Below are 17,302 nucleotides of genomic sequence, written 5' to 3'. Positions count from 1 at the left end.
TTATGAATATAATTGTTGCTGGATGCGGCCGGCTTGGAGCTGAGTTGGCACAGATGTTAGATTCAGATGGTTATAGCGTCGTAGTCATAGACAAAGACGCAAATGCCTTTAAAAGATTGAAGCCTTCTTTTAAAGGAAAGTTCATTGAAGGAGTCGCTTTTGACAAGGCTACTTTAATAAAAGCAGGCATTGAGCATGCAGATGCCGTTGCATCAACTACAAACGGTGATAACACCAATATCGTTACGGCTTTGATTGCAAAAAAGAAGTTCAATGTTCCTACTATTGTGGCAAGGATATATGACCCTATAAGAGCGGAGATATACAGAAAAATGGGCATCAATACTGTTTCCCCTACATTGTGGGGTGCAAACAAGATGAAGGATTTGATTTGCCATCCAGATCTTTTTAGGGTTTCTTCTTTTGGCAGCGGTGAAGTGGAGATAGTGGAGACGGAAGTTTCGGCTTATCTGGATGGAAGATACGTAAAAGATTTAGTAATCCCATCAGAAGTGAATGTAGTCAGCATAGTGAGGGATGGCATCGCTATGATTCCAACACAAAGCACTGTTGTAAAAAAAGGAGACAAGATATTTATAGCTGTTACGGCTTTTGGAAAGACAAAGATGAAACAGATGTTTATGTAAATATTGGTAAGGAGGTGAAAAACCTGACGGAAACAATAAATGTGTTTCCAAGTCGCAGGTTATAATCATGTCAATAATGATTGTCGGTGCTGGTCGGTTAGGCTTGTATCTTGCTCAACTGATGAAGGAAAGGCAAGAAAAAGTCGTAGTTGTTGAAAAAGATGAGTCAAAGATGGATAAGTTAAGGAAGGAATTAAATTGTGAAGTAGTGGTTGGAGATGGTTGCAACTCGGATGTTTTAAAAAAAGCTGGAATAATAGGAACGGATATTGTCGTCGCAGCGACAGGACATGATGAGGATAATCTTATAATTTGTCAACTGGCAAAATACGAGTTTGGGGTATCGAGAGTAGTATCCAGGATAAACAATCCAAAAAATGACTGGCTTTTTACTAAAGATATGGGGGTGGATGCGGCTGTAAGCAGTGCCCGGATAATCGCAAGATTGATAGAAGAAGAAGCTGAAATAAGTGGAATTACGACAATAATAAATCTCTCAGAAGGGAAAATTTCTATCGTAAGGAGCATCATTGAAAGAGGCTCCAATGCCGCCAATAAGATGATCAAAGACTTGATGCTGCCGAAAAACTGCGTCATTATGTCGGTAATAAGAAACAACAAGGTTTTGCTTCCAGATGGCAGCACTTACATCTTACCGGGGGATGAGGTCTTAAGCGTCGTAAGCGATGAAAGCAAAGAAGCATTAAAGAATATTTTTGATGCAGAATAAGAAAGGCTTCTGCACGATTGACTGAATATGTCATAGTGCAAAAGCCTTTTTTTATACAAAAAATATTCTAAGGTCATAACCACTTCGCGATTGATACTGACTGGTCAATAAAAAATATAAAATATTTTTAAAAACATGAAGGAATTTTTTATCCAGTGTAGAAATAATACTTTAATAAACATATTAATAAATTTAAAGGAGATGGTCTAATTGAATTCCTATCTATTTATCATCTATGGAGTTGTCATTATTGCAGCTCTTGCCATCATTGGTTTTATTAGGTTTATTTTCAGTCAAGACAAAGGTGACGAGAAGATGCAGCAGATCTCAGACTCCATAAAAGAAGGTGCAATGGCTTTTCTAAACAGGCAGTATAAAACGATAACAGTCCTTGCACTGATAGTTGCCGTCATAATAATAATTGCCAATTACTACGGACATCAGGCAGAAGGTGTTGGCTCTGCTATAAGCTATGCATGGCATGTTGGATTGGCATTTATATCTGGAGCTTTGTGCTCTGCTATATCTGGCTACATAGGCATGTACATGGCAGTCAATTCAAATGTGAGGGCAGCCAGTGGTGCAAGAAAAGGCCTTAACAAAGCTTTACAGATCGCTTTAAGAGGTGGGGCTGTTACAGGCCTTGCGGTTACAGCATTATCCCTTTTTGGCGTTGCGACTTTGTTTTTTGCTTACGGTGGAGCATCTGGACAACAGGAATTGGTTAAAAATGCTCCATCATTGATAGTAGGTTTTGGATTTGGCGCTTCTTTCGTTGCGCTTTTCGCACAGTTAGGCGGTGGTATATACACAAAAGCTGCTGACGTAGGGGCTGACCTTGTCGGCAAGGTAGAAGCAGGCATTCCAGAGGATGATCCAAGAAATCCTGCAGTAATCGCTGATTTGGTTGGCGATAACGTTGGAGACTGTGCTGGAAGGGGAGCCGACCTGTTTGAATCAACAGCCGCTGAAAATATAGGTGCTATGATTTTGGGTGTAGGCTTGTATCCTGTCTTTGGATTAAAAGGCATATTGTTCCCGCTTGTAGCACGTGCTATTGGTATTATCGCTTCAATCATCGGCATTGTATTCGTAAACACGAAAGACGAATCAAAAGATCCTATGATTGCTTTAAACAAAGGATATTTTGTAACCACAATAATAAATATAATTGTACTTTTCTTCGCTGTGAAGGTTATGCTTTCAGGTCATTTAGCAAATGGAAATAGTGTAAATTATTTACTTCTATACGGTGCAGCAGTAGCAGGCATATTGTTAAGCTACGTATTTGTATTTTTGACAAACTACTACACATCTATGAGCACAAGACCTGTTCAGGAGATCGCAAAGGCTTCAACGACAGGCGCAGCTACAAACATAATAACTGGTATCTCCGTAGGCATGGAGTCACCAGCACTTCCAGTATTGTTCATATCTGCAGCAATAATCATAGCATACAGGCTTGGTGAATTGGCACTTCCAAATATAGCTACAGCGGGCTTCTATGGTACTGCTATAGCTACAATGGGAATGTTATCAACGACGGCATATATTTTGGCAATGGATACTTTTGGCCCTATAACTGACAACGCAGGTGGAATCACTGAAATGTCTGAAGCACCTGAATCTGTAAGGATTGTCACAGATAGGCTTGATGCATGCGGAAATACGACAAAGGCATTGACAAAAGGTTATGCAGTAGGATCTGCGGCATTGGCAACATTCCTCCTTTTCTCTGCATACCTTGATGAAGTTAAGAAGATATTAGGCAAACCTATCGATTCTTGGTTTGCTGTAGACATAGGCAAACCAGAGGTGTTTATTGGTGCATTTATAGGCGCTATGATAGTATTTCTTTTCAGCTCTACAGCCATAAGAGCTGTTGGTAAAGCGGCACAGTACGTCATACTGGAAGTTAGAAGGCAGTTTAAAGAAAATCCCGGCATCATGGAGGGCACATCAAAGCCAGACTACGCTAAGACAGTCGATATAGTTACAAAAGGCGCATTGAAAGAGATGGTAATTCCAGGTCTTATTGTTGTTGTTGCGCCTATCTTAGTAGGAATTTTGCTTGGAAAAGAATCTGCAGCAGCATTTTTGATGGTTGGCACAATATCCGGTGTAATAATGGCTTTGTTCTTAAACAATGGTGGTGGTGCATGGGATAATGCTAAGAAGTTCATCGAATTAGGAAACTATGGCGGTAAGAAGTCAGATGCGCATAAAGCAGGTGTTGTAGGCGATACAGTAGGTGACCCGTTTAAAGATACGGCAGGTCCGTCATTGCACGTTTTGATAAAACTTATAAGCACTATCACACTTGTGTTTGCATCCTTGTTTAGATAAAAAATCTATACTAAGGTGGAGCTTAATGCTCCGCCTTTTTTAATTGCCTTTGGCTTTTGAAAATTTTTATTGACTGAAGGATGTATCAATGATATACTATATATTGATGTTATAATTTAATTAAATACAATATATAGAGTCAATATTAGAAAATTTCAGATATGTTTGCTTATTTGATTAACTTTTAATCGGGGTATTTGCTGAATCATTTTTACAGATGATAAAGTAATGGAGGTTTTGAAATTGGATAAGGAAATGAAAGTAGTCAAAAGAAATGGTAAAGAAGAAGGATTTAACAAAGAGAAAATCGCAAATGCTATATACAAGGCATTTGAAGCTGTCGGCGAAGGTAAGTACAGTGATGCTTCAAAGATAGCTGAAGAAGTTACAGAGTACATAGGAAATAATTTTGAAGGGCGTGCAAGTGTAGAGGAAATTCAGGACATTGTTGAACAATTTTTGATAAAACACGGATTTGCAAAAGCGGCAAAAGCCTACATATTGTACAGAAAACAACATCAGGACATAAGAGAATTTAAAAATATGTTTATGGACATTGAAAAAATGGTGGACGAATACATAGGTAAGCTTGACTGGAGAGTAAATGAAAACAGCAACATGAGCTACTCTCTCCAAGGCTTGAATAATCACATAGCAAGTACGATAACGGCTAATTACTGGTTGAATAAGATATATCCAAAAGAAGTAAGAGATGCTCATGTAAATGGCGATTTGCACATACACGACTTAAGCCTTTTATCTGTGTACTGCTGTGGATGGGACTTGAAAGACCTCCTCGTATCTGGATTTACCGGCGTAGAGGGAAAAGTGCAAAGTAGACCTCCAAAGCATTTTAGATCTGCTTTAGGACAGATAGTTAACTTCTTCTATACACTTCAAGGAGAAGCTGCAGGTGCACAGGCATTTTCTAATTTTGACACTTATTTGGCACCGTTTATATATTATGACAAGCTTTCGTATAAAGAAGTAAAGCAGTCATTACAGGAATTTATTTTTAACATAAATGTTCCAACAAGAGTAGGTTTTCAGACGCCATTTACAAATATAACGATGGATCTTGTGGTGCCAGACATACTGGCTGACGAACCTGTAATAATAGGCGGCAAAGCCATGAATAGATCGTATAAAGAATTTCAGAAGGAAATGGACATGCTTAATATGGCGTTTGCTGAGGTCATGATGGAAGGGGACGCAAATGGAAGGATATTCACATTTCCAATACCAACTTACAATATAACGAAGGATTTTGATTGGGAAAGTCCTGTCATTGATAAAATAATGGAAATGACTGCAAAATACGGCCTTCCGTATTTCAGCAATTTTGTAAATAGCGATCTAAACCCAGAAGATGCAAGATCAATGTGTTGTCGTTTAAGGCTTGATAATAGAGAGCTTAGAAAGCGCGGTGGCGGTCTTTTCGGAGCAAACCCACTTACAGGTTCAATTGGCGTTGTAACGATAAATATGCCAAGGATTGGATATTTGTCAAATTCAAAAGAAGAGTTCTTTGAAAGATTAGGAAAGCAAATGGATGTAGCAAGAAAGAGCCTTGAGATAAAGAGAAAAGTGCTGGAGAATATGACTGAAATGGGGCTTTATCCGTATTCTAAATTTTACTTAAGAGATATAAAGATGAGATTTGGCTCATACTGGCAGAATCACTTTAATACCATCGGCTTGATAGGAATGAATGAGGCACTTTTAAATTTCATGGGATGCGGCATCACGAGTGAAAAAGGCAGAAATTTCGCATTGGAAGTTTTGGACTTCATGAGAAATAGATTGGAAGACTATCAGATAGAATCAAATTACCTTTACAACCTTGAAGCATCGCCTGCCGAGGGTGCGTCGTACAGATTGGCAAAAAAAGACAAAGAGTTATACAAAGACATCATCACTGCAGGAGGAGATGTGCCGTATTACACTAATTCTACACAGCTTCCTGTCGACTTTACAGATGACATATTTACGGCTCTTGATTTGCAGGACGAACTTCAGACAAAATATACAGGCGGAACAGTATTTCATGGTTTTTTAGGTGAAAACATAAACGATCCTGATACATGCAAAGCATTGGTGAAGAAGATAGCTTACAATTATAGGCTTCCTTATTACACAATAACGCCGACTTTTTCAATATGCGACAACCATGGCTATATATCTGGAGAACATTTTAACTGTCCGCAATGTGGCAATGAATGCGAAGTATACAGCAGAGTTGTAGGATACTACAGGCCGCTTCAAAACTGGAATGAAGGCAAAAGAGAGGAGTTTTCTGACAGGAAGGAATTTGTAATATGATGTATGATTATTTGCCGGTGTCTATGGTGGATTATCCAGGCAAAATAGCTACGACGGTATTCGTAAGTGGATGTAACTTTGTTTGCCCATACTGTCACAATAGCCAGCTTATTAAGCGCAAAAAACCTGTTAAGAGTGAAGCTGACTTCATGGAATATCTGAATAAAAGGAAAAATCTAATAGATGGCGTTTGTATAACAGGTGGAGAGCCAACACTGTGGAAAGACTTGAAAAACTTCATTAAAACAATAAGAGATTTAGGATTCAGCGTCAAGCTAGACACAAATGGTTCTCGCCCTGATGTCATAGAAAGGCTTTTAAGAGATGATTTGGTAGACTACATTGCTATGGATGTAAAGGCACCTAAAAATAAATACGGTTTATTCGTAAAAAACAATGAAGATATAGAGAGAATTGTAAAAAGCATTGATTTAATTAAAAACTCTGGAATAGATTATGAATTCAGGACAACTGTAAATGACAAGATATTTAGCTTAGAAGATTTTTCGTCTATTGGTGATTTGATTTCTGGCAGCAGAAGATATGTGCTTCAAGCTTACAAGTATTCTGACGGTGTTTTAGATAAAGACTTGTGCGGCGAAAAACAGTGTGATATTGAATTTTTGAAAAATATAAAAGAGATGTTAAAAGATAAAGTAGTTGAGGTATTGATAAGGTAAAAAAGAGGAGATTTTCTCCTCTTTTTTTTGGGAAAAATTATGGAAGGTGTATAATTTTATTAGATGAGTTACAGTAAGTTCAATTAAAAATTTATATTAGGGGGATATTTATGGACAAAAATTTATTAGGTACCAACATCGTCACGCAGATAGGTATAATAGTAAAAGACATTGATGAAGCATCAAAGACTTTTGCAGACTTTTTTGGAGTGGAAAAGCCTAAGTGGAATTGGACAGATGGCTATGAGAAGTCACATGCAGAATATAATGGAAAACCATCTGATGCTCGTGCAAAGCTTGCCTTTTTTGATATGGGGCAAGTTCAAATAGAGCTTATTGAGCCAGATGAAAACATAAGCACTTGGAGGGAGTTTTTGGATAAACACGGGGAAGGTGTACATCATATAGCGTTTCAAGTAAAAGACATGGATGAAAAGATAAAAGCATTAGAGAAAAATGAGATGAGCCTAGTCCAAAAAGGCGATTACGAAGGTGGAAGATATGCTTACATAGATACTTTTTCGAAGTTAAAGGTAATCATAGAGCTTTTAGAGAATTTTTAAAAAAAGGGATGATATTGTGAAAGAGATAGTTGCGATTTTAGGTGATTTTTACCACAATGAGGAAATTATAAAAAGATCTCTATATAGAGTCATAAATAATCTTGGCAATGTAAATCTTAGATTTATAGATATTGATGAGTTACAAAAGGAATTAGAATCAAAACCTGATTGCGTAATATTATTTAAAGAAAATAGATTAAATCCACAGTCAGAGAGTGTTAATCTCTGGATGACAGAAGAGATAGAGAAGAAAATAGTAAACTACGTAAAAGACGGTGGAAGCTTATTTGCATGGCATTCTGGCCTATCATCATATCCGGAAGATGGAGAATACAATAAAATGCTAAAGGGATATTTTTTACATCATCCTGAAAAAAACGATGTTGTACAGTACGTACCACAAAAAGATATGCTAGGAGAATTTGAAAGTGCTATCCAGACGTTTGAGTTTGTTGATGAACATTATTTCGTCAAATGCGAAGAAAATGATACAAATGTATTTTTGCGTTCTTTCTCTAAATACGGACAATCCATAGCAGGATGGTATCATCACTTTGGTAAAGGCAAGGTGTGCTGCTTGACTCCTGCCCACAGGGAAGATGGACTGTTAAACGAGTCGTTTTTGAAGACGTTACATGAGTGTGTAAATTGGTGTATAAAATAGTAAACGCTTTTAAGTGAAAAGACAAGATAGGCTGTATTAGATGATAAGCAGCCTATCTTTTAATTTACTTGTATTTTGTACAATAAATGCGATACGATTTCTACAAATCAAATTTTAAAATCGTGTTGACACTAAATAAAAGTTACATTATACTTAAATTAAGCAAAAAAATAAAGTGCAAATCAAACGAATGCAGGTGATAAACATGAAAAAAGTAACCTTACAAGATATCGCAGAGGTCATAGGCGTATCAAAAAATACCGTATCAAAAGCACTTAGAGGTGCTGAAGGTGTAAGTGCAGAAATGAGAAATCGCATCTTAGAGACGGCTATGAAGATGGGGTACAAAAAGATCAAAGACATACCAAATAAGATCTTAAATGTAACCATACTTTGCAGAGAAGATTTCCTCGTTGAATCTACTTTTTGGTCCAATGTCTTATATGGAATTGAAAACGCAGCCAGAAACAACAATTTAAAATTAAGCATTACAGGCATTGATGAAGAAGGGGAGGAAAATTTAAGCATTCCCAGCACTATCACAAAAGATACCACAAACGGAATCATAATAGTAGGTACTTTAAATGATGAATTTATCAAAAAGATTAAGGCGACAAAAATACCATTTGTTGCTGTAGACCATTATAGCAATGGGATTGATTGCGACTACATAAATACGGCAAATGAAAATGGAATGTACAAAGCTGTAAAATATCTTTATGACAACGGCCATAGAAAGATTGGATTTATAGGCAACAATGAATGGGCATTTAGTTTTAGGGAAAGGTATTATGCTTATGTAAGGACTATGGAAGATCTGGATCTTAGTATTGACGAAGATTATGTATGGCTTGATATAAACCTTAAAGGTGCTGAATTTTTTAAAGATCCCGATTACTTCAAGAAAAAGATTACCGTGGCTGAGAAGTTCCCTACTGGCTGGGTTTGCGCAAATGATAAGATTGCATTGGCATTTATGAGAAGTTTGGAAGACTTAGGAGTTAAAGTGCCTGATGATGTTTCCATTGTAGGATTTGACAATATTGAAATGAGTGCGTATTCTCATCCTGCTCTTACGACTGTAGATATTCCAAAAAGCTCTTTGGGTGAAAAGGCTGTCAATCAACTTTTGTACAGAATGAATAATCTCGATAAACCTTACGAAGATATTAGGTTGTACACAAAGTTAGTCGTTAGAAATTCTGTAAAGAGCATAAGTTAGTTTTCGCGTTTTAGATGCAATTCACAGGGAGAGGACGTGTAAAATGGATAAATTAAAGCAAGAAATGTATTTGGAGTTGAAAGAAAGGATTTTCCCGTTTTGGAGCAAATTAAAAGATGAAGAAAACGGCGGCTTTTATGGATATGTTGATTACGATTTAAATATAGATTTGAAAGCATTAAAAGGTTCAATACTTAATTCCAGGATACTGTGGTTTTTTTCGGCATTGTACAACTTAGACAGCAATGTAAAATCATTAGAGATGGCAAAACACGCTTATGAATTTTTGAGAGATCATTTCTTAGATCATGAATACGGCGGGCTTTATTGGATGGTAGATTATAAAGGTGAAGTCGCTGATGCCAGAAAACATACTTACTGTCAGGCTTTTGGCATATATGGTTTAGCTCAATACTATAAAGCGACAGGTGATAAAAAAGCTTTAGATACAGCAGTTGATTTGTATAAGATGATTGAAGATAAGTGCAAAGACGATAGAGGGTATTTAGAGGAGTTTGATCGTCAATGGAATATAAAGGAAAATTATGAGCTTAGCGAGCATGGCGTAATATCCAGCCGCACGATGAATACACACCTTCATATATTGGAAGCTTACACGTTGCTATATGATGTGTGGAAAGATGACAGCTTAAAAGAAAGCATAAAATATCTTCTCAAGATTTTTAAGGATAGAATATACAGTGAAGATGGAAAATATCTAAAAGTATTTTTCGATGACAATTGGAACACCACCATCGATATAAAATCGTATGGGCACGATATAGAAGCAAGTTGGCTTTTAGATAAAGCTGTTGATGTATTAGGCGATGATGAATTAAAAATCATGACAAAAAATTACACTACACAAATTGCTAAAAACATATTAGAAAATATCTACTCTCAAGATGGCATCATAAATGAGACTGTCAATGGCGTAGACGATAAATCAAGAGTATGGTGGGTTCAGGCTGAATCTGTAGTAGGTTTTTTTAATGCATATCAAAAGACAAATGATGCAAGATTCATGGAAGCTTCAAAGAACATCTGGGAATATATAAAAAGATATGTTATTGATAAAAGAGATGGAGGGGAATGGCACTGGAAGGTGGATGAAAAGGGCAATCCATTTAGTATGCCTATCGTAGAGCCTTGGAAATGTCCGTATCACAATGGCAGAATGTGCATAGAAATCATAGAAAGGGTGAAAAACAATGAGGTTTAAGGACAGGTATGAGCTGGAACTGCGCAAATATGAGGATCTAATAAGCAGGAAAAATGAAAAGACAGAAGAGTACAATGGCATATTTGAAAGGTACAAGTATCCTGTTTTGACGAGAGAGCACGTGCCGCTTTTTTGGATATATGACCTTGATGAAAGGACTAATCCACATTTTATGGAAAGGCTTGGCGTAAATGCTGTATTTAATCCAGGCGCGATAGAATTAGATGGAAAGTTTTATCTTGTTGCTCGTGTTGAAGGATATGACAGGAAATCGTTTTTTGCTGTAGCAGAAAGCGAAAGCGGTGTAGATGGATTTAAATTTTGGGATTATCCGGTAGAGTTTGATGATATGTACCCTGAAGAAACGAATGTATACGATATGAGGCTTACAAAGCATGAAGATGGATGGATCTACGGCGTATTCTGTTCTGAAAGCAAAGATCCAAATGCACCTTTAGGTGACTTATCGTCTGCTATTGCCAGTGCAGGGATAGTTCGCACGAAAGATCTTAAAAGATGGGAAAGGCTTCCTAATCTTAAGACGAAATCACCGCAGCAGAGAAACGTTGTTTTACATCCTGAGTTTGTAAACGGGAAGTACGCATTTTACACAAGACCTCAAGATGATTTCATAGAAGCAGGAAGCGGCAGTGGAATTTGCTTTGGTTTGTGCGATGACATAGAAAATCCAACAATAGACGAAGAAAAACTTGTGAGCCCAAGAGTTTACCATACTATCACAGAAGTAAAAAATGGAGCTGGATGTGTCCCTATAAAAACTGAAAAAGGGTGGATACACATAGCACACGGTGTCAGAAACACTGCTGCAGGATTGAGATACGTCATATACTTGTTTGTGACAGATCTAAATGATCCAAGCAAAGTCATAGCATCTCCAGGAGGTTATTTAATTGCTCCGAGAGGCGAGGAAAGAGTCGGCGACGTTTCTAACGTAGTATTTACAAATGGTGTAATTGCAAGGGATAATGGGGATGTGTACATATACTATGCCTCATCTGATACCAGAATCCACGTTGCTACTACAACTGTCGAGAAGCTTTTAGACTATGCCTTTAACACACCACCGGATGCACTTAGATCTTTAGATTGTGTAAAGCAGAGAAAGGAGCTTATTAAGAAAAACCTTGGATTAAATATGAGATAAAAAGCTTTATATTTAATAAATTTTAGGAGTTGAATTTGATGAAAAAATATGGATTTAATTTTCAGTGGATATACGTGTGGGATGAAGGCAAGTCACCTTTAAAGCCAGACTTAAAAGCTTTGGATTTTTTGGCGGAGACAGGCTTTAACTTCGTAAGGATACCGACAGATTATAGATTTTGGATAAAGAATTTCGATTATTTAAATCCTGATGAAAGAGTTTTTGAATATATAGATTTGTACTTGGAAGAGTGTAAAAAGAGAAATATTCACATGTGCCTCAATATACACAGAGGACCTGGATACTGCATTAACCGCAATGACCTTGAGCGCGATAATTTATGGCTTGATAAAGTTGCTCAAGACGGATTTGTATATCAATGGCAGGTATTTGCTAAAAGGTACAAGGGAGTGCCGAGTAAATATTTAAGCTTTGACCTTTTAAATGAGCCGCCAGATATAGGGCAGTACGGCATGACTCGCGAGGTACACGCATCAGTGATTAAGCGCACTGTTGAGGCAATACGCCAAATTGATCCTGAAAGAGAAATAGTCATAGATGGATTAGGTGGTGGAAATATAGCCATGCCTGAGTTAACTGATATTGGCGTTATACACAGTGGGAGAGGATATCAGCCAATGGCTTTAACACATTATGAAGCGACATGGTGGAATGGCTACAAAGGGCTGCCGATGCCTACATATCCAGATCTTGTGTGGGACGGGAAGGTGTGGAATAAAGATACCATAAGAGCGTACTACAAGCCATGGCGAGATGTGGAAGAAAAAGGCGTTGAGGTGCATATAGGTGAATTTGGATGTTTCAACAAAACACCAAATGATGTTGCTTTAAGATGGTTTAAGGACCTTTTAAGTTTGTACAAAGAATTTGAATGGGGTTATTCCCTCTGGAACTTTAAAGGTCCATTTGGAATCATAGAACATGGCCGAGATGGCGCAAAATACGAAGACTTTCGTGGATATAAAGTGGATAGAGAGCTTTTAGACCTTCTTATGGAGAATAGAGTTTAAGATAAAGCATAAAGCCGGTAAAGTATAAGCCGGCTTTTTTGTGCTTGTTTAAGCTCTTTAAATGGTTACTTGAATTACTTTAATTATAAACTTAACAAAATACTAAATCTGGTATAAATTGCATTAGTAATCGTTATTCGAATGAATATAAGACTTAATTCAAGTAAAATCATGATAAATTCAAGTAAAAATTGCTTGAAAGTTATATATGCATAACGTATAATAAAATTGCAAGAAAAAATTACACCGAGGTGTTTAGATTGCCGGCAATCAAAAAGAAAAAGGTTACAATGAAAGATATAGCAGAAAAATTGAATATATCTGTAAATGCAGTATCGATAGCACTAAACGATAAAGTTGGAGTAAGCGAAGATACAAAAAACCTGATTTTAAAAACGGCTGATGAAATGGGCTACTTTGATGAGAATCCATCGTTCATCATCAAAAATCACTTTAAAAATATTTGTCTCATTATAGAGGAAAGAAATTTTCGAGATACTCATTTTTACACAAAAGTAATACTTGGAATAGAAAACGAGGCCAGAAAAAACAATTTTGACATCTTGGTAAACTTCATGAACAAAGATGATTTTCAGATACCCAAAAGCGTTGAAAGCAGAAAAGTTTCGGGAATATTAGTTGTAGGAACGATAAAAGATCAACACTTAAGGATGCTTCTGGATTATGGGATACCAATAGTACAAGTCGATCATTCATCATTTTTGATAAATACAGATGCAGTTTTGACTCAAAATATGCCTGGCTCGTATATGGCTACAAAATATCTCATTGAAAAAGGGCATACGCAGATAGGTTTTTTCGGGGAAATAGACTTCTCTTTGAGTTTTAAAGAGAGATGGCTTGGATTTAATGAAGCCATGAGAGCATCAGGACTTAACATTGACCCTATATTAAATGTAAATCCAGGGTACTGTGTCATAGGGAAAGTTGAAAAATACGTTTTAAGCAAAAACTACAAAGAAGTGGCGAATATTATTTCAAAGATGGAAAAGCTTCCGACTGCATGGGTTTGTTCAAACGACAGTGCAGCTATAACGCTTTACAATGCATTGAACATTTTAGGATTGAGAGTGCCTGATGACATTTCTGTTGTTGGATTTGATGACATTGATATATGCAAAATTGTCACTCCTCCATTGACTACAGTTCATGTAAATAAGGAGCTAATGGGAGTCAAAGCAGTTCAAAAGCTCTTGTGGAGGATGAATAATATTAAAGATCCGTTTGACCATATAAGAATGGAAGTCAAATTAATTGAAAGAGGATCTGTAAAGGAATTGAAGTAGTGACTTAAGTCAGTTATGTAAACGTGCTTATCTCACGGAAATTAATTTGAATTTAGGAGGTAGCGATTACGATGAAAAAGAGGATTTCGATTTTGATATCGGCTTTGATGATTTTATCAATACTCGTAAGTGGCTGTTCAAGCAGCTCAAATAAACAGAATTCTTCTTCCAATGCTTCTAAGAGCACAAATAATAAAGTGACTATAAAATTGTCTACATGGGCAGGAGCAGACGAGGCAAAACAATTGCAAACAATTATCGACAAATTAAATGCTAACTCAAAAGATTACGTAATAGAGCAAAATTCAAATCCTGCTGACTATGATACAAGAATAACGACACAGCTTTCAGCAGGCAGTGGACCAGATCTTTTTTGGGTGTCAGCACAAAGAGCAACACAACTTGCAGCACAAGGTGCATTACTTGATATAACAAACTATTTATCTAAATCCGATAATAAAGCAGCTAATGTTTCAGATTATTATGAAAATGCATTGGCACCGTTTAAATATCAAAATAAAATATACGGTTTGCCATGGGCTGAAAATCCTGTAGTTCTATACATTAATAAAGATATGTTTGACAAAGCTAAAATTTCATATCCAGATGGTACATGGAACTGGGACAAATTCTTAAGCGTTGCTCAGCAATTGACGGTTGATGCCAATGGTAAACATCCAGGTGAAGTTGGATTTGATAAGAATAACATTAAACAATGGGGTTTCACACTTAATGGTTGGCCGCCAGTGCAGATGTTTGTATGGCAAAATAACGGTGAAGTTATAACACCAGACTTCAAAAGTTCACCTATAGATACTCCTGAAGCAAAAAAGGCCTTTGAATTCTACTCTGAGTTGATAAATAGTCCGGCAGTACCTTCACAACAGACCATTAAAGACCAAGGTTTTGATACAATGTTTAAAAATCAAGAAGTTGCTATGTTTATGGGTGGTGCTGCAGACAGCTTAGAGACGCAAGTAAAGTTTAATTGCGGTGTTTATGAAGTGCCGTCAGGACCTACTGGTAAAAAAGTTACTTTCGGAGACTTGTACGGAATGGCAATAAATGCAAAGACGAAGAATCCGGATGTAGCGTTTAAAGCGTTTATCGACTTAACAAATGCAATTCAAGAGTGGAAAGTAGTTCCACCTTTAAAATCAGAAGTAAATGTAGATGCATTAAAGAAGTTGCATCCAGATAGAAGTACAGATACATTGGGTACTATAGTAAAATCTATGTCTTACGCTGAAGGCTTTAGATACTTTGTAAACTATCCGGATTGGGATAATATATTCTGGAATCAGCTTATGGACCCAATAATCAACAATAAAGCAAATCCTGATGACCTTATTCCAAAAGTCAAACCGCAATTGGACAATGTTTTAAAACAATATAATAGCAGTAAATAAGTGGATTGGAGGTTTATCCTCCTTTCCATTTAATGAGATAAGCACGTTTATTCTTAATTAGTATAAGATTGGCATTCCTTTTAAAACAAAAGGAGGAATTCAAATGGAACAATATTTAGGGACTACAGAACGATGGTTTTTAACACCTGTAGTTCTCATGTTTTTAGCTTTGATGATTTATTTTGTGCTAAGAAAATTTGGATGGAAGGTAAGGGCTGCTACTGGTTTTGCATTAGTATCGCCGTGGCTTATAGGTTTTATTATTTTCACAGCATTTCCATTGATTTATTCTTTGTATTTGAGTTTTACTGATTATAGTTTATTTGGTACACCAAAATGGATTGGATTAAACAATTATATATACATTTTTACTAATGATTATGAATTCTGGCCTTCTGTTAGACTGACTTTGCTTTATGCTATATTTACAGTTCCCATAGGTGTGATAGGTTCTCTTATGATAGCAATGCTGTTGAATAATCGCATAAGAGGGATAGGAACATTTAGAACAATCTATTATTTACCTGCTGTGATGCCAGATGTGGCAGTAGCACTAATATGGAGATGGCTTTTTAACAGTCAATCAGGATTAATCAATTATGTTCTTTCGCCATTCCTTAAGATTTTTCATATAGGGAAAATCGATTGGTTTGGTGATCCTAAATATGTCTTATGGGCATTCATAATAATGAGTGTATGGGGAATTTTTGGAACGAATACGGTTGTTTTTCTCGCAGGACTTCAAGGGGTTCCAAGAAGCCTTTACGAGGTTGCCGAACTTGATGGTGCAAGTTCGTGGATTAAATTTTGGAAAATAACTATTCCTCAGATATCACCGGTGATACTTTTGCAGGTAGTGATGGGGATTATCAGTGCTCTACAAATATTTACAGTGGCGATGTTTGTAAGACCTACAACAGGAGCAGGAATATTTATGAATCAATTGATTTACAATAGAGGTTTTACACAATTGCACATGGGGCAAGCATCAGCCATAGCCTGGGTATTGTTTATAATAATACTAGCTTTTACGCTTTTAGTTTTCAAATCTACACCAGCATGGGTGCACTACGAAGGGGAAATCAAAAGGTAATTAAGGAGATGTTAAGCTATGGTGGACATATTAAGCATGTATAAAAAGTCTAACAGAATTCGCAATATTACAAAGAAAACTATTTTGTACATTGTTCTTTCAGCAATAGCCATAGTAATTTTAATGCCGTTTTTTTGGATGCTGTCGACGGCTTTAAAGTCTAATGCGGATATTTTTGCATGGCCGCCGGATTTCTTTCCAAAACCTGCGTTATGGGGAAATTTTGCAAAAGCATGGCATGCTATGCCGTTTAATATTTACCTTATAAATAGCATATTTATTGTTGTTTTAGGAATGATTGCTGAGATAACGAGTGAAACTTTGGTAGCATACGGGTTTGCACGCTTTAAGTTTCCTGGAAGGGATTTGATCTTTTTCATACTTTTAAGCACGATGATGTTGCCTTTTCACGTAACATTGATACCTACTTATTTGATATGGCAGAAATTAGGTCTTGTAGGACAATTTGATCCTTTAGTTATAAGAGCATGGACGGCATGGGGACCCTTTTACATTTTTCTCTTAAGACAATTTTTGATGGGAATTCCTTTTGAATTAGATGAAGCTGCAGAAATTGATGGTGCAACTCCATTGCAGACTTTTGTTCATGTGATTTTGCCTCAGATTAAACCAGCTCTTTTGGCCATTTGCGTGTTTACATTTAGAGGATATTGGAACGACTTTTTAGGGCCCGTCCTTTACCTAAATGATATGAATAAGTACACGATGACTCTTGGTATGTACTTTTTCATGGGTGGTGTAAATGAACAACCAAGTTGGAATTATCTAATGGCTATGTCAATTGTGATAGCACTTCCTATGCTTGTTTTATTCTTTATTGCTCAACGGTATTTCATTGAAGGAATTACTTTTACCGGCTTAAAAGACTAAGACTATCTTT

The 17,302-nt window shown here is 36.7% G+C and carries 15 protein-coding genes; all 15 read left to right on the top strand.

Annotated features, from left to right (window positions below; all coding sequences use genetic code 11):
• The first annotated feature begins 2 nt into the window (after positions 1 to 2).
• Complete coding sequence (locus ACZ42G_RS09810) at positions 3 to 647, top strand: potassium channel family protein (RefSeq protein ID WP_274893053.1); 645 nt, start codon at positions 3 to 5, stop codon at positions 645 to 647.
• Between the two features lie 67 nt (positions 648 to 714).
• On the top strand, positions 715 to 1,377 hold the full coding sequence (locus ACZ42G_RS09805; RefSeq protein WP_464850284.1) for a potassium channel family protein: 663 nt from the start codon (positions 715 to 717) through the stop codon (positions 1,375 to 1,377).
• A 210-nt stretch (positions 1,378 to 1,587) separates the two neighbouring features.
• Positions 1,588 to 3,723, top strand: coding sequence for a sodium-translocating pyrophosphatase (locus tag ACZ42G_RS09800; RefSeq protein WP_464850282.1), 2,136 nt, complete (start codon positions 1,588 to 1,590; stop codon positions 3,721 to 3,723).
• Between the two features lie 255 nt (positions 3,724 to 3,978).
• The gene (locus ACZ42G_RS09795) at positions 3,979 to 6,045 is read left to right on the top strand and encodes a ribonucleoside triphosphate reductase (protein WP_464852155.1); all 2,067 of its coding nucleotides are present in this window, start codon (positions 3,979 to 3,981) and stop codon (positions 6,043 to 6,045) included.
• The gene (locus ACZ42G_RS09790; protein WP_274893050.1) at positions 6,042 to 6,725 is read left to right on the top strand and encodes an anaerobic ribonucleoside-triphosphate reductase activating protein; all 684 of its coding nucleotides are present in this window, start codon (positions 6,042 to 6,044) and stop codon (positions 6,723 to 6,725) included. Before ACZ42G_RS09795 ends, ACZ42G_RS09790 begins: the two co-directional genes overlap by 4 nt.
• Before the next feature lie 110 nt (positions 6,726 to 6,835).
• Positions 6,836 to 7,288, top strand: a complete 453-nt coding sequence (locus ACZ42G_RS09785) for a VOC family protein (protein ID WP_085113514.1) — start codon at positions 6,836 to 6,838, stop codon at positions 7,286 to 7,288.
• 16 nt (positions 7,289 to 7,304) lie between these two features.
• A complete protein-coding gene (locus ACZ42G_RS09780) occupies positions 7,305 to 7,952 on the top strand; it encodes a ThuA domain-containing protein (protein ID WP_085113515.1) in 648 nt (215 codons plus the stop codon).
• A 205-nt stretch (positions 7,953 to 8,157) separates the two neighbouring features.
• On the top strand, positions 8,158 to 9,174 hold the full coding sequence (locus tag ACZ42G_RS09775) for a LacI family DNA-binding transcriptional regulator (protein ID WP_464850279.1): 1,017 nt from the start codon (positions 8,158 to 8,160) through the stop codon (positions 9,172 to 9,174).
• Positions 9,175 to 9,217: 43 nt separating this feature from the next.
• Positions 9,218 to 10,396 (top strand): AGE family epimerase/isomerase, encoded by a 1,179-nt coding sequence (locus tag ACZ42G_RS09770; RefSeq protein ID WP_464850278.1) that lies wholly within the window; start codon positions 9,218 to 9,220, stop codon positions 10,394 to 10,396.
• Positions 10,386 to 11,561 carry a glycoside hydrolase family 130 protein gene (locus ACZ42G_RS09765; protein ID WP_464850277.1) on the top strand — a complete coding sequence of 392 codons (1,176 nt, stop codon included), beginning with the start codon at positions 10,386 to 10,388 and terminating at the stop codon, positions 11,559 to 11,561. The genes ACZ42G_RS09770 and ACZ42G_RS09765 overlap by 11 nt, the downstream gene beginning before the upstream one ends.
• A 38-nt stretch (positions 11,562 to 11,599) precedes the next feature.
• Positions 11,600 to 12,592, top strand: a complete 993-nt coding sequence (locus ACZ42G_RS09760) for a glycoside hydrolase family 5 protein (RefSeq protein WP_464850276.1) — start codon at positions 11,600 to 11,602, stop codon at positions 12,590 to 12,592.
• Between the two features lie 260 nt (positions 12,593 to 12,852).
• Positions 12,853 to 13,899, top strand: a complete 1,047-nt coding sequence (locus ACZ42G_RS09755) for a LacI family DNA-binding transcriptional regulator (protein ID WP_464852154.1) — start codon at positions 12,853 to 12,855, stop codon at positions 13,897 to 13,899.
• Positions 13,900 to 13,970: 71 nt separating this feature from the next.
• On the top strand, positions 13,971 to 15,308 hold the full coding sequence (locus ACZ42G_RS09750; RefSeq protein ID WP_464850274.1) for an ABC transporter substrate-binding protein: 1,338 nt from the start codon (positions 13,971 to 13,973) through the stop codon (positions 15,306 to 15,308).
• Positions 15,309 to 15,411: 103 nt separating this feature from the next.
• Positions 15,412 to 16,401 carry a carbohydrate ABC transporter permease gene (locus ACZ42G_RS09745; protein ID WP_464850273.1) on the top strand — a complete coding sequence of 330 codons (990 nt, stop codon included), beginning with the start codon at positions 15,412 to 15,414 and terminating at the stop codon, positions 16,399 to 16,401.
• Between the two features lie 18 nt (positions 16,402 to 16,419).
• The gene (locus ACZ42G_RS09740; RefSeq protein WP_464850272.1) at positions 16,420 to 17,292 is read left to right on the top strand and encodes a carbohydrate ABC transporter permease; all 873 of its coding nucleotides are present in this window, start codon (positions 16,420 to 16,422) and stop codon (positions 17,290 to 17,292) included.
• The last annotated feature ends 10 nt before the right edge of the window (positions 17,293 to 17,302 follow it).

The organism is Thermoanaerobacterium calidifontis (genome assembly GCF_055381745.1).
Note: the sequence above shows the minus strand (reverse complement) of the source record. Positions and strands in the feature narration are given on the sequence as shown.

Coding starts and splice junctions, on each gene's coding strand:
- ACZ42G_RS09785 (WP_085113514.1), top strand. CDS start 6,836: ATGGACAAAAATTTATTAGGTACCAACATCGTCACGCAGATAGGTATA.
- ACZ42G_RS09750 (WP_464850274.1), top strand. CDS start 13,971: ATGAAAAAGAGGATTTCGATTTTGATATCGGCTTTGATGATTTTATCA.
- ACZ42G_RS09805 (WP_464850284.1), top strand. CDS start 715: ATGTCAATAATGATTGTCGGTGCTGGTCGGTTAGGCTTGTATCTTGCT.
- ACZ42G_RS09795 (WP_464852155.1), top strand. CDS start 3,979: ATGAAAGTAGTCAAAAGAAATGGTAAAGAAGAAGGATTTAACAAAGAG.
- ACZ42G_RS09790 (WP_274893050.1), top strand. CDS start 6,042: ATGATGTATGATTATTTGCCGGTGTCTATGGTGGATTATCCAGGCAAA.
- ACZ42G_RS09760 (WP_464850276.1), top strand. CDS start 11,600: ATGAAAAAATATGGATTTAATTTTCAGTGGATATACGTGTGGGATGAA.
- ACZ42G_RS09740 (WP_464850272.1), top strand. CDS start 16,420: ATGGTGGACATATTAAGCATGTATAAAAAGTCTAACAGAATTCGCAAT.
- ACZ42G_RS09765 (WP_464850277.1), top strand. CDS start 10,386: ATGAGGTTTAAGGACAGGTATGAGCTGGAACTGCGCAAATATGAGGAT.
- ACZ42G_RS09775 (WP_464850279.1), top strand. CDS start 8,158: ATGAAAAAAGTAACCTTACAAGATATCGCAGAGGTCATAGGCGTATCA.
- ACZ42G_RS09770 (WP_464850278.1), top strand. CDS start 9,218: ATGGATAAATTAAAGCAAGAAATGTATTTGGAGTTGAAAGAAAGGATT.
- ACZ42G_RS09745 (WP_464850273.1), top strand. CDS start 15,412: ATGGAACAATATTTAGGGACTACAGAACGATGGTTTTTAACACCTGTA.
- ACZ42G_RS09810 (WP_274893053.1), top strand. CDS start 3: ATGAATATAATTGTTGCTGGATGCGGCCGGCTTGGAGCTGAGTTGGCA.